The sequence below is a fragment of the Celeribacter sp. PS-C1 genome (assembly GCF_019429625.1).
Classification (GTDB): Bacteria; Pseudomonadota; Alphaproteobacteria; order Rhodobacterales; family Rhodobacteraceae; genus Celeribacter.
Window position 1 is genome coordinate 226016 of sequence record NZ_JAHXRW010000005.1, and the last position, 23226, is coordinate 249241.

General features: G+C 59.0%; 17 protein-coding genes. 13 read left to right on the forward strand and 4 right to left on the reverse strand.

The annotated features are described in order from the left end of the window. Window positions 1-263 precede the first annotated feature (263 nt). Genes ccoG through ccoS form a run of 4 tightly spaced genes read left to right on the forward strand, consistent with a single transcriptional unit; the run spans window position 264 to window position 4535 of the window. The gene (ccoG, locus tag J5Y17_RS09785) at window positions 264-1709 is read left to right on the forward strand and encodes a cytochrome c oxidase accessory protein CcoG (protein ID WP_219785058.1); all 1446 of its coding nucleotides are present in this window, start codon (window positions 264-266) and stop codon (window positions 1707-1709) included. Window positions 1710-1712: 3 nt separating this feature from the next. Continuing rightward, a complete protein-coding gene (locus J5Y17_RS09790; RefSeq protein ID WP_219785059.1) occupies window positions 1713-2186 on the forward strand; it encodes a FixH family protein in 474 nt (157 codons plus the stop codon). Window positions 2187-2202: 16 nt separating this feature from the next. Then, complete coding sequence (locus tag J5Y17_RS09795) at window positions 2203-4380, forward strand: heavy metal translocating P-type ATPase (protein WP_219785060.1); 2178 nt, start codon at window positions 2203-2205, stop codon at window positions 4378-4380. Beyond that, a complete protein-coding gene (ccoS, locus tag J5Y17_RS09800) occupies window positions 4377-4535 on the forward strand; it encodes a cbb3-type cytochrome oxidase assembly protein CcoS (RefSeq protein ID WP_167602613.1) in 159 nt (52 codons plus the stop codon). Before J5Y17_RS09795 ends, ccoS begins: the two co-directional genes overlap by 4 nt. Window positions 4536-4541: 6 nt before the next feature. Here ccoS and J5Y17_RS09805 read toward each other — a convergent pair whose 3' ends face one another. Beyond that, entirely contained in the window at window positions 4542-5135 is a 594-nt protein-coding gene (locus tag J5Y17_RS09805; protein ID WP_219785131.1) for an arylesterase, read from the reverse strand. A gap of 115 nt (window positions 5136-5250) precedes the next feature. Between J5Y17_RS09805 and J5Y17_RS09810 the strand changes: the two genes are divergently transcribed. Together J5Y17_RS09810 and J5Y17_RS09815 are read left to right on the forward strand one after the other, a co-directional pair. Further along, window positions 5251-5934, forward strand: coding sequence for an ABC transporter ATP-binding protein (locus J5Y17_RS09810; protein ID WP_219785061.1), 684 nt, complete (start codon window positions 5251-5253; stop codon window positions 5932-5934). Continuing rightward, the gene (locus J5Y17_RS09815) at window positions 5931-8447 is read left to right on the forward strand and encodes an FtsX-like permease family protein (protein WP_219785062.1); all 2517 of its coding nucleotides are present in this window, start codon (window positions 5931-5933) and stop codon (window positions 8445-8447) included. The genes J5Y17_RS09810 and J5Y17_RS09815 overlap by 4 nt, the downstream gene beginning before the upstream one ends. 9 nt (window positions 8448-8456) lie before the next feature. Here the strand turns inward: J5Y17_RS09815 and J5Y17_RS09820 are convergent, their stop codons facing one another. The 3 genes from J5Y17_RS09820 to J5Y17_RS09830 all read right to left on the reverse strand — a co-directional run bounded on the left by J5Y17_RS09820 (window position 8457) and on the right by J5Y17_RS09830 (window position 14011). After that, window positions 8457-9620 carry an acetate/propionate family kinase gene (locus tag J5Y17_RS09820; protein WP_219785063.1) on the reverse strand — a complete coding sequence of 388 codons (1164 nt, stop codon included), beginning with the start codon at window positions 9618-9620 and terminating at the stop codon, window positions 8457-8459. Further along, complete coding sequence (locus tag J5Y17_RS09825; RefSeq protein WP_219785064.1) at window positions 9620-11011, reverse strand: bifunctional enoyl-CoA hydratase/phosphate acetyltransferase; 1392 nt, start codon at window positions 11009-11011, stop codon at window positions 9620-9622. Before J5Y17_RS09825 ends, J5Y17_RS09820 begins: the two co-directional genes overlap by 1 nt. 195 nt (window positions 11012-11206) lie before the next feature. Beyond that, window positions 11207-14011 (reverse strand): methyl-accepting chemotaxis protein, encoded by a 2805-nt coding sequence (locus J5Y17_RS09830; protein WP_255572000.1) that lies wholly within the window; start codon window positions 14009-14011, stop codon window positions 11207-11209. A gap of 521 nt (window positions 14012-14532) precedes the next feature. On the opposite strand from J5Y17_RS09830, the gene urtA reads away from it, so the two are divergent. From urtA to J5Y17_RS09865, 7 genes are all read left to right on the forward strand, one after another. Beyond that, complete coding sequence (gene urtA, locus J5Y17_RS09835; RefSeq protein ID WP_219785065.1) at window positions 14533-15828, forward strand: urea ABC transporter substrate-binding protein; 1296 nt, start codon at window positions 14533-14535, stop codon at window positions 15826-15828. 86 nt (window positions 15829-15914) lie between these two features. After that, entirely contained in the window at window positions 15915-17870 is a 1956-nt protein-coding gene (gene urtB, locus J5Y17_RS09840) for an urea ABC transporter permease subunit UrtB (protein WP_219785066.1), read from the forward strand. Window positions 17871-17883: 13 nt separating this feature from the next. Continuing rightward, window positions 17884-19110, forward strand: a complete 1227-nt coding sequence (gene urtC / locus J5Y17_RS09845) for an urea ABC transporter permease subunit UrtC (RefSeq protein ID WP_219785067.1) — start codon at window positions 17884-17886, stop codon at window positions 19108-19110. Further along, window positions 19107-19856: an urea ABC transporter ATP-binding protein UrtD gene (gene urtD, locus J5Y17_RS09850; RefSeq protein WP_219785068.1), complete on the forward strand. Its 750-nt coding sequence runs from the start codon at window positions 19107-19109 to the stop codon at window positions 19854-19856. Before urtC ends, urtD begins: the two co-directional genes overlap by 4 nt. Window positions 19857-19868: 12 nt before the next feature. Further along, on the forward strand, window positions 19869-20567 hold the full coding sequence (gene urtE / locus J5Y17_RS09855; RefSeq protein WP_219785069.1) for an urea ABC transporter ATP-binding subunit UrtE: 699 nt from the start codon (window positions 19869-19871) through the stop codon (window positions 20565-20567). A gap of 136 nt (window positions 20568-20703) precedes the next feature. After that, complete coding sequence (locus tag J5Y17_RS09860) at window positions 20704-21825, forward strand: LacI family DNA-binding transcriptional regulator (protein ID WP_219785070.1); 1122 nt, start codon at window positions 20704-20706, stop codon at window positions 21823-21825. Between the two features lie 24 nt (window positions 21826-21849). Continuing rightward, window positions 21850-23199 carry an ABC transporter substrate-binding protein gene (locus J5Y17_RS09865; RefSeq protein WP_219785071.1) on the forward strand — a complete coding sequence of 450 codons (1350 nt, stop codon included), beginning with the start codon at window positions 21850-21852 and terminating at the stop codon, window positions 23197-23199. Window positions 23200-23226: the final 27 nt, after the last annotated feature.

A 23226-nucleotide genomic window follows, 5' to 3' on the forward strand; every position in this document is an offset into this window, starting at 1 on the left:
GGCACCGGCCCTTGATCCTGTTCGCGCGTTTCTTCGGGGTCGGTGTCCACAAATTTTGAAAGCCGCGGCACGTCAGCGCCGCGGCTTTTTCTATCGATGTTCTGTTCGCGTCGGCAGGTGTGAGGCAGGATGTCGCATGAAAAAGGCGTGTTTTTAATGCATCTTTGTCCAAGGGTCACAAAAGTTTGATTCACATCAAGGCTCTGTACAGCCCTCGCCCGCAATAAGGTGCAAACGCGAACAGTGTGAAAAGGCAATGCTCCATGAGCTCTACCGACACCCCCCCCGAAGAAAAACTTTACGCCTCTCGCGAGCCGGTGTTCCCGCGTCGTGTGAAGGGTAAGTTTCGGAATCTCAAATGGATCATCATGGCGATCACGCTGGGAATTTATTACCTCTCGCCGTGGATCCGGTGGAACCGTGGGCCTGAGCTGCCGGATCAGGCGATCCTGATCGATCTGGCCAACCGTCGCTTTTTCTTCTTCTGGATCGAGATTTGGCCGCATGAATTCTATTTCATTGCCGGTCTGTTGATCATGGCGGGGCTTGGTCTTTTCCTGTTCACCTCCGCTGCCGGGCGTGTGTGGTGTGGCTATGCCTGCCCGCAAACCGTCTGGACGGACCTTTTCATTTTGGTTGAACGCTGGATCGAAGGCGACCGCAACGCGCGTTTGCGTCTGCATCGCCAAAAGAAATGGGATTTGCGCAAAGTCCGCCTGCGGGTGGTCAAGTATATAACTTGGATTCTCATCGGTCTGGCGACCGGCGGGGCTTGGGTGTTCTATTTCACCGATGCGCCGACGCTTTTGGTCGATTTGGTGACCGGAAATGCGCATCCGATCGCCTATTTGACCATGGCGATCCTGACCGCTACGACCGTCTTTTTCGGCGCTATCGCGCGCGAACAAATCTGTATCTATGCGTGCCCTTGGCCGCGGATTCAGGCTGCGATGATGGACGAAGACACACTCGTTGTTGGCTATCGTCACTGGCGAGGGGAGCCGCGCGGCAAACATCGCAAGGGCGCAGGCGCCGAGAACCTTGGCGATTGTATTGATTGTATGGCCTGTGTGAACGTTTGCCCGATGGGCATCGACATTCGCGACGGCCAGCAACTTGAGTGCATCACCTGCGCGCTCTGCATCGACGCTTGCGACGAGATGATGGACAAGATCGGCAAGCCGCGGGGTCTGATCGACTACATGGCGCTGACCGACGAGCCGCGCGAGATCGCCGGCCAAGAGCCGAAACCCGTCTGGAAGCACATCTTCCGCCCGCGCACCATTCTTTACACCGTGCTCTGGTCCGGCGTTGGCGTGGCGCTTTTGTTCGCGCTGTTCATCCGTGCCGATATTGATATGACCGTGGCGCCGGTGCGTAACCCGACCTACGTCCTGCAATCCGATGGTGCGATCCGCAACATTTACGACCTGCGTCTGCGCAACAAACATGGCGAAACCCGCGAGTTCCGTGTTAGTGTCACCGGCAACGACGCTCTGACGGTGACGTTGCAGGATTCCGACACGGATGCCGGCGATACCATCCCGGTGAACGCCGACGAAATGCGGATCGTGCGCGCCTATGTCGAAGCACCCGCAGGGTCAAAACCCGCGATGTCTGACCGCACGGAGTTCACCTTCTGGGTCGAAGACGACGTGTCCAACGAGCGCGTTTCCGTGGACTCGGTATTCAATGGGCGAGGACAGTAAAACATGGCACGCGAAATCACTGGAAAAGAGATTACTGGCAAACACGTCCTCATCATCACTGTATCGGCCTTTGCCGTCATCATTGGTGTGAACATCTTCATGGCCGTGCAGGCCGTGAAGACCTTTCCGGGCCTCGAGACCGCAAACTCTTATGGCGTCTCCCAGACCTTCAATCGTGACAAAGAGGCACAGGAATCCCTGGGGTGGACCGTCGAAGCGGTGGACGATCAGGAGAACCTGTTCGTCTATATCCGCGATGCGGAGGGCAACCCTGTCGAAGTCGCTGAAATCAGCGGCACCTTGGGGCGCGCGACCACCGTGGTGGACGATCAAGATCCAGAGTTCGTGTTCAACGGCGAGGCATATGTGGCCAAAACGGGCATGCTGGCCGAGGGCAACTGGAACTACCGCATGGTCGCCAAGGCGGCTGATGGCACGCATTTCACCCAGCGCGTCGTCATTCATGTGAAGCGCTGAGCGCGGGAGACCAAGCATGTCTGAGGTCCAAATCTCGGCCTGTCCGGCCTGTGTCGCCGCTCCCGCCGCCGAAGAGGCGGCGCATGCGCGCGATGTGCGTGACACGCGTTTCGTTCTGTCCCTGCCTGCGATCTACTGCGCGGCCTGTATTTCGGGCGTCGAGCGCGAGTTGACGAAACAGCCGGGGGTGCGCGCCGCGCGGGTCAACCTGACCCTGAAACGCGCGCAGATCGAAGCTGACGAAGACGTCTCCGTCGACACATTGATAGGCGCGCTGACCCGCGCGGGCTATGAGGCCTATGAACTGGACGCGGGCGCGATTTCGGCGACCGAGACGGACAAGAAAGGCCGCGCCATCCTGACCCGCATCGCAGTCTCCGGCTTTGCGATGATGAATGTGATGCTTCTATCCGTCGCGGTCTGGTCCGGTGCCTCCGATGTCACCCGCGACCTGTTCCACTGGATTTCCGCAGCCATTGCGTTGCCCGCTATTGCCTATGCCGCGCAACCGTTCTTCGGCTCGGCCTGGACCGCGCTGCGGGCCAAGCGCCTCAATATGGATGTGCCGATTTCACTCGCGATCCTTTTGGCGGGTGGCATGTCTCTCTTCGAGACGATGGAATCCGGGCGTCACGCCTATTTCGATGCGGCGCTTTCGCTGACGTTCTTCCTTTTGGCCGGGCGCTATCTCGATTACCGCACCCGCTCCGTGGCCCGCTCCGCTGCCGAAGAACTTGCCGCCCTCGAAGTGCCCCGCGCCACCTTGGCCGATGGCACGGTGGTGTCGATCACCGATCTGGCCAAGGGCGCTTTGGTGCGTGTCGTGCCCGGCGCTCGCGTGCCGGTGGACGGCATCGTCGTCGAAGGCGCCTCCGAGCTGGACCGTTCCCTTTTGACCGGCGAAAGCCTTCCGGTTGAGGCGGGCGTCGATACCATCGTCTCGGCAGGTGAGGTGAATTTGACCGGCCCTCTAGTGGTGAAAGTGACCGCCGCAGGCGAAGATAGTTCACTGCACCGCATGGCCGATCTCGTCGCCATGGCGGAAACCTCGCGCAACAGATACACCTCTCTCGCCGACCGCGCGGCGCAGATTTATGCGCCTGTCGTGCATCTCTTGGCGCTGTTTGCTTTTGTCGGCTGGATGATCGGCACCGGTGATGTGCGTCATTCTTTGAACATCGCGGTTGCGGTTCTCATCATCACCTGTCCCTGTGCCTTGGGTCTCGCTGTGCCTGCTGTGACCACAGCTGCCTCAGGGCGTCTGTTCCGGTCCGGTATGTTGATCAAATCCGCCACAGCGCTTGAGCGTCTCGCCGAGGTGGACACGGTGGTTTTCGACAAGACCGGCACTCTGACCGAGGGCAAGCCGGAGCTGTCGAACCTCTCCGAAATCCCGCCGCTCGCACGCGGCGTGGCGATGGCCTTGGCTGCGGGATCTGCGCATCCTTTGTCCGCGGCGCTTTATGATGCCACACGTGCCGCCGACGTGACCCCGGCCAACGTGACCAATATCGTTGAGGTGCCGGGGCAGGGTGTCGAGGGCAAATTGAACGGCGAAACTGTGCGCCTTGGCCGTGCAGCTTGGCTCGGCGCTGCGGCGCTGTCGCAGACCGCCACCTACCTCAAGATCGGCGAGGACGCGCCCGTTGCCTTTGCCTTCGTCGATCACCTGCGTGATGGCGCCGCCGAGGCGGTCGCCGCGTTGAAACGTCAGGGCAAGGATGTGGTCCTGCTCTCTGGCGATGCGCCCGCTGCCGTGGCCGACATTGCCCGGCGGATCGGGATCGAAGCCTGGGATGCGGAATGCCTGCCGGAGACCAAAGCGCTGCGGGTGGGCGAATTGACCCGCTCCGGCCGCAAGGTTCTGATGGTTGGCGATGGCCTCAACGACACCGCAGCACTTGCCGCCGCCCATGTGTCGATCTCGCCGGCCTCTGCTTTGGAGGCGACGCGGGTCGTCTCCGACATGGTGCTTCTGGGCAAAACGCTTGAACCTCTGGGCGAGGCCACGCAGGTCGCTGTCTCCGCCACCAAGCGGATCAAGGAAAACTTCAACATCGCGACGCTCTACAACCTGATCGCTGTGCCGATTGCTCTGGCCGGTTTCGCTACGCCTCTGGCGGCGGCCTTGGCCATGTCGTTCAGTTCGATCACCGTGTCGCTCAACGCACTTCGCCTCAGAGGAAAATCATGAACGTACTCGTCTATCTCATCCCGATTTCGATCTTTCTCGGCGGGCTTGGGCTTGCGGGGTTTTTCTGGTCGATCCGCTCGCGCCAATATGACGACCCGGACGGCGATGCGAACCGCATCCTCACCGGCGATTATGACGATCACCCAAAGCCCTGAACGACCTCACTCTCGCGCCAGTTCGGCGAGTTCGGCAACCGTTGGGCCCATCGCCTCGACAATGACCGACACGCCTGTCGCATTCGGGTGGATGCCGTCCGGCTGCATATGGGTGTCGAGCACCTGTTCCCAAGGCGCCAAATCGGTCAGAGGTTTCAGAAACCCTTCGAAATGGAGGGTGCCGAACTCTTCGGCCAGCTCCGGATAGATTGCATCGAATTGTGCCTTATAGTCGGCGCCGTAATTGCCGGGGGCCTGCATGCCGACCAGAAGGACGGGAATGTCTTTCGCCTCTGCGGCCTGCAAAATTCCGGTGAGATTGGCGCGCGACAGCTCCGGCGACAGCCCGCGTAATAGGTCATTGCCGCCGAGGGCCACGATCATCCCGTCGATATCCGGCGTCAAACTCCAATCGACCCGGCTCAGTCCCCCCGCCGTCGTGTCGCCAGACACGCCCGCGTTAACGATGGTCGCCTCCGCCTCATGCGCATCAAGCCAACGTTGCAACTGCGCCGTGAACCCGTCTTGTTGAATGAGTCCGTAACCCTGTGTCAGACTGTCGCCGAGAGCCACGATGCGCACAGGTTCGGCGGCAGCCATCGCGGGCAGGCCAATCAAGACAATCTTGACCAAGATACGTGAGAGATGGTTGCCGAGGCGGCGTGTGGCCCCATATGTGTCACAGATCAATAAGATATCTCCTCAAGGACCCAACATGACAGAGCCGATCATCGCCACCCAAGACATCCAGCTGTCTCTGGATGGCAATGCGGGGCCAGTCGACATTTTGCGCGGCATTTCACTGGAGGTCAAACGTGGCGAGACGCTTGGGCTTGTTGGGCCGTCTGGGTCCGGCAAGTCATCGCTCCTCATGGTTTTGGGTGGGCTGGAACGGGCCAGCGGCGGTCGGGTGTCGGTGCTCGGGCGCGATCTGAGCGCGATGAACGAGGATCAACTGGCGCAGTTTCGCAGAGATCATATGGGGGTGGTGTTCCAGTCTTTCCACCTCATTCCGACGATGACGGCTTTGGAAAATGTGGCGATCCCGCTGGAGCTTGCGGGCGTGGCTGATGCCTTCGAGCGCGCGCGGGCGGAGTTGGAGGCCGTGGGGCTCGGTGCGCGGGCAGATCATTACCCGGCGCAAATGTCGGGCGGCGAACAGCAGCGTGTCGCCTTGGCGCGGGCCTCTGCGCCGCGTCCGGAATTGCTTTTGGCGGATGAGCCGACCGGCAATCTCGACGGCACGACGGGCGAGGCGATCATGGAGCTGTTGATGGGCTTGCGGGATCGTCATGGGGCAACCTTGGTCATGGTGACGCATTCCCCGGACCTCGCGGCGCGCTGTGACCGTGTTGTTCGGTTGCGCGACGGTCGGCTTGATGCGGAGCCACAGGCGTGAGCACGCGGCTGGCATGGACCATCGCCCGGCGCGAATTGCGTGCGGGCGTCAAAGGGTTTCGGGTTCTGATCCTCAGCCTTCTGTTAGGCGTTGCGGCAATCGCGGCGGTGACCTCCGTGCGCGACGGGATTTCCAGAGGCCTCGCACGCGAAGGGGCGGCGCTCTTGGGCGGCGATGCGGAGATGGAATTCACCTATCGCTTTGCCACCGAGGACGAGCGCGCCTGGATGGAAGATCACTCTCTGGCGCTTTCCGAGATTGCTGATTTCCGCTCGATGCTGGGCGCGGGGGAGGAACGCGCGCTGACGCAGGTGAAAGCCGTCGATGGCGCCTATCCCCTGATCGGCACGGTTGGGCTTTCGCCGGATATTCCGCTGTCTGAGGCGCTGGCCGGTCAGGACGGTGTGCCCGGCATTGTGCTGGATCGCATGTTATTCGAACGGCTGGGCCTTGAGATCGGCGACCGAGTGACCTTGGCCGATGTGCCCTTTGTCGTCATGGCCGAGCTGACCCGCGAACCGGATGGAGCGGGCGCGGGGTTCTCGCTTGGGCCGCGCAGCATCACCTCTTTGAGTTCCTTGCAAGGCTCTGGCCTTTTGGCGCCTGGCACCCTGTTCGAAAGCGCTTACCGGCTCGACCTGCCGGACAACACGGATCTCGATGCCCTCAAAGCCCGTGCCGAGGTCGAGGTTGCTTCCGGCGGTTTTCGGTGGCGCGATTCCCGCAACGGTGCCCCCGGCGTGAACCGATTCGTGGATCGGCTCGGCTCCTTTCTGGTGCTCGTCGGTCTGGCGGGGTTGGCGGTCGGCGGCGTCGGTGTTTCTGCCGCTGTGCGCGCCTATCTGGATCGCAAAATCTCGGTCATCGCCACGTTGAAAACCCTTGGCGCCGAGCGGCGCACCATTTTTCTCACCTATGCGTTTCAGATCGGCACATTGTCGGGGTTTGCCATTCTGGGCGGGCTCATCATAGGTGCGTTACTTCCGCTGATCGCTTTCCCGATCATCCGCACGCTTCTGCCGGTGCCGGTCGAGGCGACGCCGCATCTCATGCCTCTCGTTGAGGCCGCGCTCTACGGCCTCTTCGCCAGCGCGATTTTTGTGCTATGGCCTTTGGCACGGGCCGAACGTATTCGTCCGGCGGCCCTCTATCGCGATGCGTTTTTCGGCCTGAAGGGCTGGCCGCGTTGGCCTTATCTTGTGGCGATTGTCCTGCTGATTGCCTCACTCGTAGGTGTGGCCGTCAGTTTTTCCGACAGCAAAAGTCTTGTGCTCTGGGCCTTCGCTGGGCTGGCCGTCGCCTTCGTGTTTCTCGTGTTGGCGGGCCGTGCCCTAACCGCGATTGCGCGCCGTCTGTCTCGTTGGCGTGGTGCGCCTTTGCCCCTGCGTCTCGCTCTCGGTTCCATCGGCGGACCTGGGGGCGAAGCGGTGTCTGTCGTGCTCTCTCTTGGGCTCGGGCTCACGGTGCTCTCCGCCATCGGTCAGATCGACGCCAATATGCGCGGCGCCATTGCGCAGGAATTGCCGGAACGCGCGCCGTCCTATTATGTCGTCGATATTCAACCGGATCAGATCGACGGCCTCACCGCGCGGGTCACAGGTGATCCCGGCGTCACCCGGTTCGAAAGTGCGCCGATGCTCAGAGGTCTGATCACCCAGATCAACGGTCGCGATGCCCAAGAGGTCGCAGGTCCTCACTGGGTGCTGCGCGGAGATCGGGGCATCACCTATGCTGAGACACCGCCCGACAACACCGAGGTGACCGACGGTGCATGGTGGCGCGCAGAAGACAGCACGCCGCAGATCAGTTTTGCTGCCGAAGAAGCTGCAGAAATGGGATTGAAGCTCGGCGATGAGATGACGGTCAACATCCTCGGGCGCGACATCACCGGGACGATCACCTCGTTTCGGAATGTGGACTTTTCCGGCGCGGGCATGGGCTTTGTCTTGACCATGAATCCTGTCGCCCTCGCCGGTGCGCCGCACACATGGATCGCGACGATCTATGCCGAAGAGGAAGCCGAAGCGCCGCTGATCCGCGATCTTGCGCGCGCCTATCCGAACATCACCACGATCCGTGTGCGCGATGCCATCGACCGTGTGGTCTCTGTGCTTCAAAGCATCGCGAGCGCCACGACCTTGGGGGCAATCGCGACGCTGGTGACCGGTGCCGTGGTCTTGATCGGCACGGCTGCGGCGGGCGAAGAGCGTCGGCGCTATGAGGCGGCGGTGTTGAAAACCCTAGGCGCACGGCGGGCGCGGATTTTGACAAGTTTTGCGTTGCGCGCGTTGATCCTTGGTTTGGGTGCTGGTTTGGTTGCCTTGGTCTCTGGCGCGACGGCGGCTTGGGCGGTGCTTCATTTCGTGATGGAGGCCGGTTTCACCCTGTCTCTTGGTGCGGCGCTTTGGATCATAATCGGCGGCATTTTTGTGACGTCTTTGACGTCGCTCTTGTTCTCATGGCGCGCCATGCGGGTGCGCCCCGCACGTGTGTTGCGGAGTGCAGAGAGTTAAACCACGGGCTTAATGCGCGGGGACAAGCGCCTTGGCCACGGCATTGGCGATCACCTGTTCCTCGTCCGTTGGCATAACGAAGACAGGCGTGGCGCCTTTGGAAATCAGGGTGGCGTTTCGGGCGTTGGCTTCGACATCGGGTTCGATGCCCAAAAAGCCTAGCCGGTCGATGATCTGGAGGCGAATATTGGGAGAATTTTCTCCGATGCCGCCACAGAAGACGAGCGCATCAATGCCCGAAAGCGTCGCCGCCATGGCGCCAATCTCGCGCCGCACGCGGTAGACGAAATACTCGACTGCATCCTTGGCGCCCTGTTCGTCCGAGGCTTCGAGAACCTGCATGTCATGGCTGATGCCCGACAGGCCCAAGAGCCCGGATTCGTAATAAAGCATGTGGGTCAACTCATTTGCCGTCATCCCCTCTGTCTCCATGAGATACAAAAGGATGCCGGGGTCGAGGTGGCCCGAGCGGGTGGACATCGGGATGCCATCCAGGGGCGAAAACCCCATGGATGACGAGATCGACACCCCGTTGTTGACCGCGCAAATTGACGCGCCACTGCCAAGGTGACACATGATGATCCGCTTGCCGTGCAATTCGGGATGGTCGCGGACAAGTTGATGCGAGACGTAATCGTAGCTCAGCCCGTGAAAACCGTAGCGTTTCACGCCCTGTTGGTAATATTTGCGCGGGATGGCGTAGATGTCGTTTTCCCAAGGGTGGTTGCGGTGAAAGGCCGTGTCGAAACAGCCGATTTGCAGCGCATAGGGAAAGGCCTCTTTGGCCGCATCGACCGCCGACAGGTTGTGCGGTTGGTGTAGAGGGGCCAGCGGATTGAAGGTCGCGAGATCAGCCAGCACGTCTTGGGTCAATTCCGTGGGGGTGGCGCGCAGGGGGCCGCCATGGACGATCCGGTGCCCGACGCCCGCGACGTCTTGGCCATCGAGCAGAGGTGTGATTTCGGCCAAAATGACCTCAAGTGCTTGGGTTTGATCCCCCGCATCAATGAGTTTCGTTTCCGTCGGCCCGCCGGATTTGAATTTGAAACTGGGGGTCGATCCGATGCCCTGCACCAGACCTTGCGCCAGACAATCCGGCGTTTCGCCAGAGGTGTAGAGCGCGAATTTAACCGAAGAAGAGCCCGCGTTGATCGTGAGAATGCGTTGACCCATCAGGTGATCTCCCGCGCACGTTTCGCGTGAAGGGCAGCGACGGCACAGGAGGCCAGTCGCGATTTGTCGCTGTCGGAGCGCGAGTTCAACACGATTGGACACCGCGCGCCGATCACCACACCGGCAGCTTCGGCGTGCGCGATGAATGTCAATTCTTTGGCGAGCATATTGCCGCTTTCAAGGTTCGGCACGACGAGGATTTCGGCATGTCCTGCGACAACACCTCTGAGCCCTTTGGTCTTGGCTGCGGTCAGGCTGACTGCATTGTCCATGGCGAGCGGGCCGTCCACGATCCCGCCTTTGATCTGGTCACGATCCGCCATTTTCGAGAGCGCCGCCGCATCCAAGGTGGATGGGATTTTAGGATTGACGGTTTCGACGGCGGAAAGGACGCCCACTTTCGGGGTGTCGATGCCGAGGCTGATCGCCAGATCGATCGCGTTTTGCACAATGTCGACTTTGGTCGGCAGGTCCGGCGCGATGTTGATGGCGGCGTCCGAGACCATCAGAAGATGATCGAGACCGGGCACATCCATCACGAAAATATGGCTGAGCCGACGCCCGGTTTTGAGGCCGCCATTCGAACTGAGGATGGGGCGCAAGAGATCGTCGGTGTGCAGGTGGCCTTTCATGATCGCGCTGGCGCGGGCTGCGCGCACCATGGTGACGGCCAGTTGCGCTGCCTCGCGATGTGTTGTGCAATGGATCAATTCGATGCCATCGAGAGACAGCCCAAGTTCTTTGGCTGTGCTGCGGATCTTATCCTGGTCGCCCAAGAGGATAGGGGTGATCAGCTTGTGGTCCGCCGCCATCATGGCGCCACGCAGCGAGTTCGGTTCTTCCGGGGCGACCACGGCCATACGCGTGGCGGGGAGATCAGCGGTCATTTCAAGCAATTTGTCGAAATGACGATGGCTTTCGACCGTTAGCCCCGGGACATCATGAATATCGAAACTTTCATGTGTTTCGGGGGCGATCACCTCGGCTTCGCCTTCGACCAAGAGGGTGCCGTCGGCGAGAGAGACCGTGGTTTCGAAAATCGCACTTCGCGCATCGCCCTTGTGGATCAGTTTGACCCGAGCGATCAACTCATCGCCTGCATGCGCGCGTCCAAGAAATTTAAGATTTTGCGATTTGTAGAGGGTTCCAGGGCCAGGCAGGTTGTTGCCCAGCACTGCGGAAATGAGAGAGCCGACCCAGAAAGACGGTGCGACGGCTTCAGGTTTGCCATCTTTGTCGCCATCTTCGCGTGGCAGGTGCATCGGGTTCAGGTTGCCGGAGGCATGGGCGAATACGTAGAGATCATCCGCGGCGCAAAGGCGTCGGACTTCGGCCTCCATTCCGACCTGAAGCTGATCGAAGGGGACATTCTGGAATACGGTCACGTGCAATCCTTGCTGTGCTGGAATGATCGGTTAGGGCTAAATGCATCCATACGACCCTTATCTTCCTTGAGGCATATCAAGGTTTTACCAGTTTTTATGGCCACATGACATATCTTGATTTTCCTTGTCGCATCTGAACTCGCCTGGGGGCAAAAGGTGGGCATCTGCGTAGTTTGGCATCACCTTTTGCCCCGGGTAAGATCATGATGCCAAAGACACAGGCGCTTCTGCATTATCCACGAGCGATTGCTCGTCGGAGGTGTCGCTTAAAACAAACTGCGCAACAATGTCGTTGAGGGTAGACGCCTCATTTGCAAGCGAGAAACTGGCAGCAGTGGTCTGCTCGAACATGGCTGCATTTTGTTGTGTGGTTTGATCGAGATTGGCGACGGCGCTGTTGATCTCGGAAATCCCCGCAGATTGCTGTTCCGCAGAGGTGGCGATTTCCGCCATATGTGTCGAAATGACGGACACATCCTGAACAATGGAACGCAGCGCTTCGCCCGTTTGGTCGACAAGTGTGACGCCACGACCGACTTCCTGACCGGAGACAGAAATCAGGGAATTGATCTCTCGGGCCGCTTCTGAAGAGCGTTGCGCCACTGCGCGGACCTCAGAGGCCACGACTGCAAAACCCCGACCGGCATCTCCTGCGCGCGCCGCTTCGACCCCGGCATTGAGCGCCAGAAGGTTCGTTTGGAACGCGATATCGTCGATTACTGAGATGATTTTCGAGATCTTCTCGGAGGAATCCGAGATTGCGTCCATCGCGGAGATTGCTTGCTGCACGACAGAGCTTGCGTTTTGTGCATTTGCCTTTGCGCCGCTCACCGTGTCGTTGGCGGAGGCTGCACCATCGGCGGCGGATTTGACGGCGGCGGTCAACTCTGTCAGCGCCGACGCTGTTTCTCCCAACATGGAGGCGGCGCGTTCGGTCCGTTGGGACAGATCATTCGCAGCATTCGAAATTTCGCTTGAGTTGGTGTGGATCGTCTGTGACGTCCCCGATAGTTGTTCGACCACAGAGCGCAGGGACAGGACGGCAGCATTGTAGTCCTGACGCAGCTGCTCATAGCCATCGGGGAAGACATGATCGATCGTCAGGCGCACGTCCCCCTTTGACAGGCGGCGCAGGCCATCCGCCAAGGCATCGACCACCATGGTTTGTTCGGCATGACGGGCTTTGCGCTCTGCTTCGGCGGCGTCTTCAAGCTTCCGGCGATCGGCTTCTGAACGGGCTTCCTGCTCTCTTTCTCGGCGCTCTTGTTCGAGTGCGCGTTGTTGTTCCGCCGCTTCGCGCGCACGTTCGTCTTCGGCGGCTCGGGCCTTTGCTTCGACTTCTTTTTGTTTGCGTTGGGCGGTTTCTGCCTCCATGCGCTCTTTCTCAACCAAATTGTTACGGAACACGCTTAAGGCGGAGAACAGTCGAGCAATCTCACCGTAGCGACCTCCAACCCGTTTTATTTCGGTCATTTCCCCGACGGCAAGGCGTTCGGTGCTCGTCGTCACCGCGCTTAGCGGTCGCATGATGAAGAGATAGGTCAGAATAGGGGCGGCCAGAACGACCGCAATGGCAAAGGCGGTGATGCCGCTCATGGTGTTCGAGGCATTTTGCGCGGTGGACATCAACACTTGGCTTGCGTTTGAGATGTCCGCAATCGAGTCGCCGGAAATCTGGACTACGATGTCGGAAATGTTCAGAAGATCCTCTGACACGGCGGAGGTGGCCAGAAATCCTTCGCTTCGGGCCGTCAGAGTTCTGAGGCGGGTGGCAAGGAGTCCGGTTTCTGGATCTACCTGCGTCAATATCGAAGACAAGATGCCATGAAGTTCTTTTGGAAGCTCGGCGATATCCGCCTCGAGCTTTGGCGTGATTTCATCGATTTCGAACTGAAGCGCCTGAATATAGCCGCTGTTGTTGGAGGCTGCCCCTTGCATGGCCTTGATCAGAACGGTTTTGATGGTCGTGTCAAAGCGCGCCAAATCGGTGATGCGGCGCACGTCGGTGTCCAAAAGACCCTTGAGCACCGCCTCATTTGTGTTCAACGCATCGGCACTTTCCTTGTCCAAGGTGGCCAATGTTTGCTCGACAATGCGAGACACTTCGGCATCGAGATCGTTTTGTGCCGCGTGCAATAGTCGAGCACGTATTTTCATCTCGGATGGAGAAAGGCTCAGAAATTCTGTGGGGAAAGCCATCGCATCGCGTAGCGTGCCGACATAGGCCTTCGCCACTTTGTTGTCCGCCATCTCATTCAAAATCGTGTCGATCCGCGCCTGTCCTGCAAGGGCCTTTTCATGAAGTTCGGAGCGCAAACCGACATCATTGGTCTCGAGCAAGGACTGCGTCAAACCGACAGACAGATTGAGCTCGGCTTTCATCATCAGAGCGAGTTTGAGCGCATCGACATCGCGTTTGAGCAGTTGGCTCAGGTTGCGGCTTGATTTCGAGGTCGCGGTGTTGCCCGCAAGGAGGAGCGAAAACGACGCGCTCTCGATCCGGCTCTGCAAATCGTCACCGAGGGTGCGCGCATCCTGGCTCAATTGTGCGAGTGCCTGCATGTTCAGTTTCTGCGCCGCAAGCTCCTGTTCGCGCGCCTGTTCTAGAGTGGTGAGGTTGGTCACGAGCGTTGTCATCTCGTCCTCAAGCCCCGGATATTTCGTGTGATCAACCTCTTCCATGTGACGCTGGAGATGTGCGTTGGCTTCGTTGACCTCATCCAATGCGCCCTGAATTGCTAAATGGGAGTTCGTGATCAGCAAGGTGTTCACGGTGTCCTTGAGAGACGAGACGGAATTGGAAATTTCAGAGGCGGTTTCCAGCGGCGGCAAGGATGACGTCACCAGAGTTTCGGCCTCGTCATTGATCGTGGAAATCAAAGATCCAGAGACGAGTATGGCCGCCAGGGTCGTGCCCACCAAGGCAAATAGAATCCCGAAAATTTTCGCGGCGACAGAGCCGAAAATGTTGCCAATACGATTTTTCAAGTCATGCGTTGTCGTCATCTGATCCAACACTTTCCAGTCGTTATGTTCATTTTGGTTGGCGGTCCGGGCATCGAACCAAGCGTGTGGAGGATGGCAGCAAGCTCCTAATTTTGTGTTTAGAGCTGCTTTGCGCGCTTAAATCGCAGGCAGAGGCTGGGATTCGCACCATTGCGCCACGCGGCGTGGGCTTTTGGTGGCGCGCATCAAAGCGTCAATGGGGCGCTTTGAGTGGCTAAAAAATGAGCACATTATGCTGTGGGTGCATTTGCGACCTGTTCGCTTGTATACAGTCTTGTGTGCGCGTTTGAACCAACTCCAGACTTCATGTGCGGCGCGTGATGAGCCTCCGGCCTCAGGGTTTCAGATGGATCACCACACGTTGCGGGGACATGTGCGAAAGGCTCTCTGGCCTGAGCACAGAAGATGTAAATCTTTAACGCTGCATAAGGGGGCTGTTGGCGTTTTATCCATAAAAAACAAAAAGATGGATATCTCATTCGTGAGGGGCGCTACAGCTCTGCGGCTTCCAACAAGGGAACATGGAAGTGAAAACTCAACTCAAAGCCACACTGGCCTCTGCTCTGTTTGCAAGCACCGCAATTGCCTCTGGGGCCATGGCCGCCGACTGCCCAGTGAAAGTGGGCGTGCTGCACTCGCTGTCGGGCACGATGGCCATTTCGGAAACCACCTTGAAAGACACCATGCTGATGCTCGTCGAGCAACAGAACGCCAAAGGTGGTGTTTTGGGCTGTGAGATCGAAGCCGTCGTGGTCGACCCGGCCTCCGACTGGCCGTTGTTCGCGGAGAAGGCGCGTGAGCTGCTGACCGTGCATGACGTCGATGTCATGTTTGGCAACTGGACCTCCGTGTCGCGCAAATCCGTCCTGCCGGTTATCGAAGAACTGAACGGCCTTCTGTTCTACCCGGTGCAGTACGAAGGTGAGGAATCGTCGAAGAACGTGTTCTACACCGGCGCCGCGCCGAACCAGCAGGCGATCCCTGCCACCGACTATTTCCTCGATGAGCTTGGTGTTGAGAAGTTCGCTCTGCTCGGCACGGACTACGTTTATCCGCGCACCACGAACAACATCCTCGAAGCCTATCTGAAAGACAAAGGCATCGCGGAAGAAGATATCTTCGTGAACTACACCCCCTTCGGCCATTCCGACTGGTCCAAGATCGTGGCCGACGTCGTGGCACTTGGCGCCGATGGTAAAAAGGTGGGTGTGATCTCAACCATCAACGGTGACGCGAACATCGGTTTCTACAAAGAACTCGCCGCTGCGGGCGTTTCTGCGGATGATATTCCGGTTGTGGCCTTCTCCGTGGGCGAAGAGGAACTCTCCGGTCTCGACACTTCCAACCTCGTCGGTCACCTCGCCGCTTGGAACTATTTCATGTCCGCCGACACCGAAGAGAATGCCTCCTTCATCGAGGCTTGGCATGCGTTCATTGGGGATGACGCCCGTGTGACCAACGACCCGATGGAAGCCCACTACATCGGCTTCAACATGTGGGTGAATGCCGTCGAAGCCGCCGGTTCCACCGATGTCGATGCCGTGCGCGCCGAGATGTATGGTCAGGAATTCCCGAACCTCACGGGCGGCACCGCCATCATGAACGTGAACCATCACCTCTCGAAACCGGTGCTGATCGGTGAGATTCTCGAAGACGGTCAGTTCGACATCATTTCCCAGACCGAAGAGGTACCGGGCGATGCATGGACCGATTACCTGCCGGAAAGCGCTGTGCTGGTCTCCGATTGGAAAGACCTCGGTTGCGGCATGTACAACACCGAGACAGAAACCTGCGTTCAGCTCAAATCCAACTACTAAGCTGACCTGAACGATCCGGAAGGGCGGCCTGCGCCGCCCTTCTTCCTCCCTCTTGGGCTTCTCAGCTCTCTTTCGAAAGACGTTTCATGCTTCGCAGCTTTCTCGCAGCTTGCCTGCTGTTGCTGTCCTGTCTCTCCTCCGCTCAGGCACAGGACCGAACCATTCAAGATGTGCTGCAAGAGCACGCCGAAATCATTGCTCAATCCTCACGCCGCACCATCGGTCCGGCAATTGATGCCATCGCGGGCTCCGGTCTGCCCGCGGCGCAGGATGTGCTGCAAGCGTGGCAAGCCAAGGACATGTGGCAACGGGAAAGCGACGGGCTGTTCTTCAAGGCCGAGAGGATCGACAGCTCGACCTATGATCTCATCGATTTTGCCACGGGCGAAAGCGTGGGCAGTGCCAGTAAAGACGATCTCGAGCAGCTGAAGCCGAACTCCGGCATCCGCGCCATGATCGGCGCGGCTTTGGTACAGTTCCAACTGAACGACCCCGATCCCGAGCGCCGCCGCGAGGCGCTTTTGGCCATTCAGCGCGACGGCGAGGCCTCTCACCTCCCTCCGCTGCGGGCCTCGATTGAGGGCGAGACCGATCCTGAGATCAAAGCGCTCAAGGAAACCACCGAGCGGCTTTTGACCATTTCCTACGACTCGAATGAGACCGCGCGGGTTCAGGCCATCGAAGGCTTCAAAGGCTCGCTTTCACTGGATGCGCGGGCGGCCCTCAATCCGGTTCTGACGACGAAAATCGTCTCTGCAGATGGTCTCTCGGAGAGTGCCAATATCAAACGTGAACTCCGAGCCGGGTCGCGTGATCTGTCTGTCGAAGAGGCTTATGACCTCTTGGTGTCTGCCGGTCTAATTGAAACTCAGCCCAGTTTGGCTGAGCGCAAATCCGCGCTGGAGAGCAATATTGAAAACGGCGCTGTTGCAGGCGTGCCGCTGGCCGAATTGAGCACACAAGCGGCTCGCGACCGTGCCTACGCGAGTCTGGCGCAAGAGGGCGTTGTGCCTGCGTTCGATCCGAATTTCACGATGGAAGAGGCCGTCACGGGCGCGCGCTTTGCTGAGGTCTACGACGAGCCCTCAGAGGCCGTCACCGATGCAGCTGAGGCGACGCTCACCTCAATCAACCGTGCTGTCGGGCTGAACCAGTTTTTCGATCTGTCTCTCGATGGTCTGTCTCTCGCCTCGATCTATTTCCTCGCCGCTATCGGCTTGGCGATCACCTTCGGCGTCATGGGCGTGATCAACATGGCGCATGGCGAATTCATCATGATGGGTGCCTACACTGGCTATGTCGTGCAGCAGATCGTGCCGGATTATACCGTCTCCATCATCCTCGCGATCCCATTGGCCTTTGCCGTCACCTTTGCCGCAGGTGTGGCGATGGAACGGCTGATCATTCGCTGGCTTTATAACCGGCCTTTGGAGACGCTTTTGGCGACCTTCGGCGTCTCAATCGCGCTGCAACAACTTGCCAAGAACATCTTCGGCACGCAGGCCCGCCCTCTGACCTCTCCCGGTTGGCTCGACGGTGCGCTGTCCTTCAACGACGTTGTGTCGATCTCCTATATCCGCATCGCGATCTTCATCCTCGCGCTGATCTTCTTGGGCGTTTTCCTCTTCATCATGAAAAAAACCCGCCTCGGTCTTGAGACCCGCGCAGTGACACAAAACCCGCGTATGGCGGCCTCAATGGGGATCAACCCCGACAAGGTGAACATGCTGACCTTCGGCCTCGGGTCGGGCATCGCCGGCATCGCTGGGGTGGCGATCGGGCTCTATGCGAAAGTGACCTCCGAGCTGGGCTCCGACTATATCGTCCAAAGCTTCATGACCGTGGTCGTCGGTGGCGTTGGCAACATCTGGGGCACGCTCTTGGGCGCCACCATGATCGGCTTCCTGCAAAAGGGCATCGAATGGTTCAACCCGTCGAACACACTGGCGGCGCAGACCTACATGATCGTCTTCATCATCATTTTCATTCAGTTCCGACCCAAGGGCATCATCGCCCTCAAGGGCCGGGCCGCCGGCGATTAAGAGGGATTGATCCATGGAAATCTTCAAGAAAAACCCCTCCCTCCCGGTGTTCATCGCGGCTCTCGCAATCTTCACGCTCGCGGTCACCTTCATGTCGGAGGCCTACGGCACCGGCGCGCTCTCGACCTCTTTCGTCAAGACATTGGGCAAGACGCTTTGCCTCGCTCTGGTGGCTATCGCGATGGATCTGGTCTGGGGCTACACGGGCATCCTCTCCTTGGGCCATTTCGCGTTTTTCGGGCTGGGCGGCTATATGATCGGCATGTGGCTGATGTATGCACGCACCGAGATCATCGTGATCGAAAGCATGGCCAATGCGCCCATTCCACCAACGCCGTCGGAAATCTCGGACGCCATCGGGACGCAGATTTTCGGTGTCGTCGGCTCTTCGGATTTTCCGCTGATTTGGACGTTTGCGCATAGTTTCTGGGCGCAGATCGCTTTGGTCGTGTTGGTTCCCGGCATCCTCGCGCTGGTCTTCGGCTGGCTGGCCTTCCGCTCGCGGGTCACGGGCGTCTACCTGTCGATCCTGACCCAGGCGATGACCCTCGCTTTGTCGCTCTACCTCTTCCAGAACGACAGCGGCTTGCGCGGCAACAACGGCTTGTCCGGCCTGCAAAACCTGCCCGGCGCGGATGCGATCTCGCAGGACAATATTTCGATCTGGTTCTTCTGGGCCTCGGCCTTCGCGCTTCTGCTCACCTATCTGATCGCCGCCTTCATTGTGTCCGGTAAGTTCGGCTCCGTCATTCGCGGTATCCGAGATGACGAGGCACGGGTGCGGTTCTTGGGCTACTCGGTCGAAGGCTTCAAACTCTTCGTCTTTACCCTCACCGCCGTGATCGCGGCCATCGGCGGCGCGCTCTATTATCCGCAAGCGGGCATCATCAACCCCGCCGAGATCGCGCCCATCGCCTCCATCTATCTCGCGGTCTGGGTCGCCATCGGCGGGCGTGGCCGCATCTACGGCGCGGTGATCGGCGCCGGGTTCGTATCGCTCGTCTCGACCTATTTCACAGGCGGGCAAGCGCCCGACATCAACCTCGGGTTCTATACGATCAAATGGGTTGATTGGTGGCTGGTGCTTCTGGGCCTGTCCTTCGTTTTGGTCACCCTGTTCGCACCGAAAGGCATCGGCGGGTTGTTCGACCTGATCACGCATCGCATGTCGCCGACCCGGCACGGCCTGCCGCTTGGTCCGGATAAAGGCAGCTTGCGCGAAGAGGAGGCAGAGAAATGAGCAATACAGGCACACTTCTGGAAGTCTCCGGCATTTCCGTCTCTTTCGATGGGTTTAAGGCGATCAACAATCTGTCCTTCGAGATCGGTCCCGCAGAAATGCGCGCCATCATCGGACCCAACGGGGCGGGCAAGACGACCTTTATGGACATCGTGACCGGCAAGACGAAACCTGATGAGGGCAAGGTCTTGTGGGGCGAGCTGTCGCGCAATCTCATCGGCATGAATGAGGCCAAGATCGCCCGCGCCGGGATCGGGCGGAAATTCCAGCGCCCGACGGTGTTCGAGGACCAGACCGTGTTCGAAAACCTGCTGATGGCGGTCAAGAACGACCGCAATCCGCTCAAGGTTCTGTTCTTTCGACCGAAGTTCAAGGATTTGGCAAAGGTCGAGGAACTGGCCGCCGAGATCGGTCTCTCCGATCAGTTGGAGCGCAAATCCGGCGAGCTGTCGCACGGGCAAAAGCAATGGCTGGAGATCGGCATGCTCTTAGCGCAGGATCCTAAGCTTTTGCTGGTCGATGAACCCGCCGCCGGGATGACCTTGGGCGAGCGCGAACACACGACTGACATCCTGAAAGAGGCCGCAAAAACCCGCGCCGTGGTGGTGGTCGAACACGATATGGAGTTCGTTCGGCGCCTCGACTGCAAGGTCACTGTGTTGCATGAGGGGTCGGTTCTGGCCGAAGGCTCTTTGGATCATGTGACGCAAAACCAAGACGTGATTGACGTCTATTTGGGTCGATAAGGAGAGAATACCATGCTTGATGTGAAAAACCTCTCTCTCCACTATGGCGGCTCGCAAATCCTTTATGACGTGGACATTTCGGCCGAGGCCGGAAAGGTCACATGTGTCATGGGCACAAACGGCGTTGGCAAAACTTCATTGCTCAAGGCAATCTCCGGCACCCATCCGCGGTCTGGTGGCTCGATGATGCTCGATGGCGAGGATGTCGGGCGCGCGCCTGCGCATGATCTGGCCAAGAAAGGCCTCGCGGTGGTGCCGCAGGGGCGGATGATCTTTCCGCTTTTGACCGTGCGGGAGAATCTTGAGAGCGGGTTCACCTGTTTGCCGAAGTCCGAACATTTCATCCCCGATGAAATCTTCGAGCTGTTTCCGATCCTCAAGGAGTTCATGAACCGGCGCGGCGGCGACCTTTCGGGCGGTCAGCAACAGCAGTTGGCCATTGCCCGCGCGTTGATCATCAAGCCAAAGCTATTGCTGCTCGATGAGCCGACTGAGGGGATTCAGCCCAATATCATCCAACAAATCGGCCGCGTGATCTCGCTTTTGCGGGACCGTGGCGACATGGCGATTGTGCTGGTCGAACAGTATTTCGAGTTCGCTTACGACCTTGCCGATAGCCTTGTTTTCATGGAGCGGGGGCGTGTGACCTCGACCCACGACAAGGCCGATATTTCTAAGGAAGAGGCCGCTAAAGTCTTCCGTATCGCCTGAAAAATCCCACTCCAATCAATGGTTTCCATTTTGGCGCTGCAGCAAATTTGCCGCAGCGCCAAAATGGACTAATTGATAAAAACGCATTGCCGAAACCGGTTTCGGGGTTTCTTGTGATGGAGAGGAGGCGAATCACGTGAGGTCAGACGTAAAACCGGATCGACGCTCCCGCGACAATGCGCGGGTGACGATTACCGATCTTTCTCAGGCGCTCAGCCTGACGAAGGGAACGGTCTCCCGTGCTTTGAACGGCTACCCGGATATTTCTGAAACCACCCGCATTCGCGTCATTCGTGCCGCTCAAGCTATGGGCTATCGCCCGATGAGCCAGGCGCAGGCGATCAAGACCGGGCGCAGCTGTTCTTTGGGTCTTGTGATCGAGCTTTCCGAACATGACGCCCATGCGCCGTTTCTAGCCGAATTCCTTGCAGGCCTGACCCAAGCCGCTTCCGCTGAGGGTTGGACGCTCACCATCGCGACCTCTGAGAGCGAAGGTGATACCTTGCGGATCATGCGCGACCTGATTTTGCACCGCAAAGCCGACGGGTTCATCTTGCCGCGTGTGCTGTGGGACGATCCGCGGATCGCCTTTCTGGATCGCGAAAATGCGCCTTATATTTGCTACGGGCGCAGCAAAAATCACGCTGATACTTCTTATTTTGATGCTCTAAGTGAGAAGTCCATGGCCGAGGCCGTGACCTGGTTGGCCCAATTGGGGCATGAGCGGATTGCTTACATCGGCTCCGCCAGCCATTACGCCTATTCGCATCTGCGCCGCGACGGCTATCGCGCCGGTCTGATACAAGAAGGCTTGGATTTTGATCCCGCCTTGATGATCGAAGAGGTGCTGGACCCGGAAGAAGCCGCCAAGGCCACGCGTCAGCTGTTGGCGATGGAGCAACCGCCCACCGCAATTCTCTGCGCCACCGACACTCTGGCGCGCGGGGTTTATGATGTCGCCCATGCGCTGGATCTCAAGATCGGGTCGGATCTGTCGATCATCGGCTATGACGGCTCGCCCGAGGCGCAGGCGATGTGGCCGCGTCTCGCAACCTTTGCTGTCGACAATCGAAAAGCCGGCGCGGCTTTGGGCGCGATGCTGATGGCGCGGGTGCGCGATCTCAACGCGCCGCTTCAACAAGACCTTATTGCCGCAGAATTTCGTCCGGGGGGCTCTACGGGCCGCCCGGACAAGACGTCAGAAGAACTGGCGCACCATGTGATCCGCCTGTCGGCCGATACCATTCGTAACGATTAAATGCATCAACTCAGGGAGAGAGCGATGACACTCAAGAAACACATCCTTCTGACAACGGCGGCGACCGCGCTCGCGTTGACCAGCTTTGCGGCGAGCGCCGACACGTTGCGGTTCTGGACCACCGAGGAACAGCCGGATCGTTTGGCGAAACAAGAAGAGATGGCCAAGGCGTTTGAAGAGCAAACTGGCACGGCTGTTGAGGTGATCCCGGTGACCGAGGCCGAGCTTGGCACGCGGGCCACCGCCGCCTTTGCTGCGGGTGATTTGCCGGATGTGATCTATCACACGTTGCAATATGCGCTGCCTTGGGCTGAGGCGGGGATCCTTGATATGGATGCCGCCACCGATGTGATCGAAGAGCTGGGTGTCGACACCTTCGCCCCTGGCGCTCTGGGCATGGCGGCGATGGATGATGGCTATGCCTCCGTGCCGGTCGATGGCTGGACCCAGATGATCGTCTATCGCAAGGACCTCTTCGACGAGGCAGGTCTTGAGGCACCGACCTCCTATGCCGCTGTCGAAGCCGCACTTGAAAAGCTCCACAACCCGCCGGAAATGTATGGCTTCGTTGCCGCGACCAAGGTGGACGAAAACTTTATGTCGCAGGTATTGGAACATGTTTTCCTCGCCAATGGTGTGAGCCCTGTGAACGAGGGCGGTTTTGCTCCGCTTGATGAAGCGAAAACCACCGAAGTGCTTGATTTCTATAAAGCTATAGCCGAAGCCTCGCCTCCGGGTGATCTCTATTGGGACCAGTCCCGCACGCTCTACTTCTCTGGCAATGCGGCGATGATCATCTGGTCGCCCTTTATCCTTGATGAGTTGGCCGGTCTACGCGACAGCGCTCCGCCCACGATCAACGATGATCCGACCTCCGGCGAACTGGCCTCGAAAACCGGCATTGTGACGACCTTCTCCGGTCCGTCCAACCCGGACGGCGCGGCCTGGGGCGACATCCGCTATTTCGGCATCACGTCGGATGCGGATACCGACGCTGCAGAGCAATTCGTGATGTATTCCATGGATGAGGGCTATACCCAGACGCTGTCCATCGCACCTGAGGGCAAGTTCCCGGTGCGTCGTGGCACGGCTGATGATCCTGAGCTGTTCTCAAAGGCATGGGCCGAGCTTCCCGCCGGCGTCGACCGCAAAGCGCCGCTGGGTGAGCTTTATGCGCAGGACATGATCGACGAGATCGTTGGTGGCCTTGACGTGGCGCAGCGTTGGGGTGTGACCGAAGGTCAACTGACGCTCGCGTCCAAGATGATCAACTCTCAGGTCATCAACCGCGTGGTGCGCGAATATATCGACGGTGAAATCGACGCGGCCGCTGCCGTGGCCGAGATGAACGCCGAACTGGGCGCGATCGAATAAGCGCTTATCGGGGGTGCGGCTCACGCA

Coding starts and splice junctions, on each gene's coding strand:
- ccoG (WP_219785058.1), top strand. CDS start 264: ATGAGCTCTACCGACACCCCCCCCGAAGAAAAACTTTACGCCTCTCGC.
- J5Y17_RS09790 (WP_219785059.1), top strand. CDS start 1,713: ATGGCACGCGAAATCACTGGAAAAGAGATTACTGGCAAACACGTCCTC.
- J5Y17_RS09795 (WP_219785060.1), top strand. CDS start 2,203: ATGTCTGAGGTCCAAATCTCGGCCTGTCCGGCCTGTGTCGCCGCTCCC.
- ccoS (WP_167602613.1), top strand. CDS start 4,377: ATGAACGTACTCGTCTATCTCATCCCGATTTCGATCTTTCTCGGCGGG.
- J5Y17_RS09805 (WP_219785131.1), bottom strand. CDS start 5,135: ATGGCTGCCGCCGAACCTGTGCGCATCGTGGCTCTCGGCGACAGTCTG.
- J5Y17_RS09810 (WP_219785061.1), top strand. CDS start 5,251: ATGACAGAGCCGATCATCGCCACCCAAGACATCCAGCTGTCTCTGGAT.
- J5Y17_RS09820 (WP_219785063.1), bottom strand. CDS start 9,620: ATGGGTCAACGCATTCTCACGATCAACGCGGGCTCTTCTTCGGTTAAA.
- J5Y17_RS09830 (WP_255572000.1), bottom strand. CDS start 14,011: ATGACGACAACGCATGACTTGAAAAATCGTATTGGCAACATTTTCGGC.
- urtA (WP_219785065.1), top strand. CDS start 14,533: ATGGAAGTGAAAACTCAACTCAAAGCCACACTGGCCTCTGCTCTGTTT.
- urtB (WP_219785066.1), top strand. CDS start 15,915: ATGCTTCGCAGCTTTCTCGCAGCTTGCCTGCTGTTGCTGTCCTGTCTC.
- urtC (WP_219785067.1), top strand. CDS start 17,884: ATGGAAATCTTCAAGAAAAACCCCTCCCTCCCGGTGTTCATCGCGGCT.
- urtD (WP_219785068.1), top strand. CDS start 19,107: ATGAGCAATACAGGCACACTTCTGGAAGTCTCCGGCATTTCCGTCTCT.
- urtE (WP_219785069.1), top strand. CDS start 19,869: ATGCTTGATGTGAAAAACCTCTCTCTCCACTATGGCGGCTCGCAAATC.
- J5Y17_RS09865 (WP_219785071.1), top strand. CDS start 21,850: ATGACACTCAAGAAACACATCCTTCTGACAACGGCGGCGACCGCGCTC.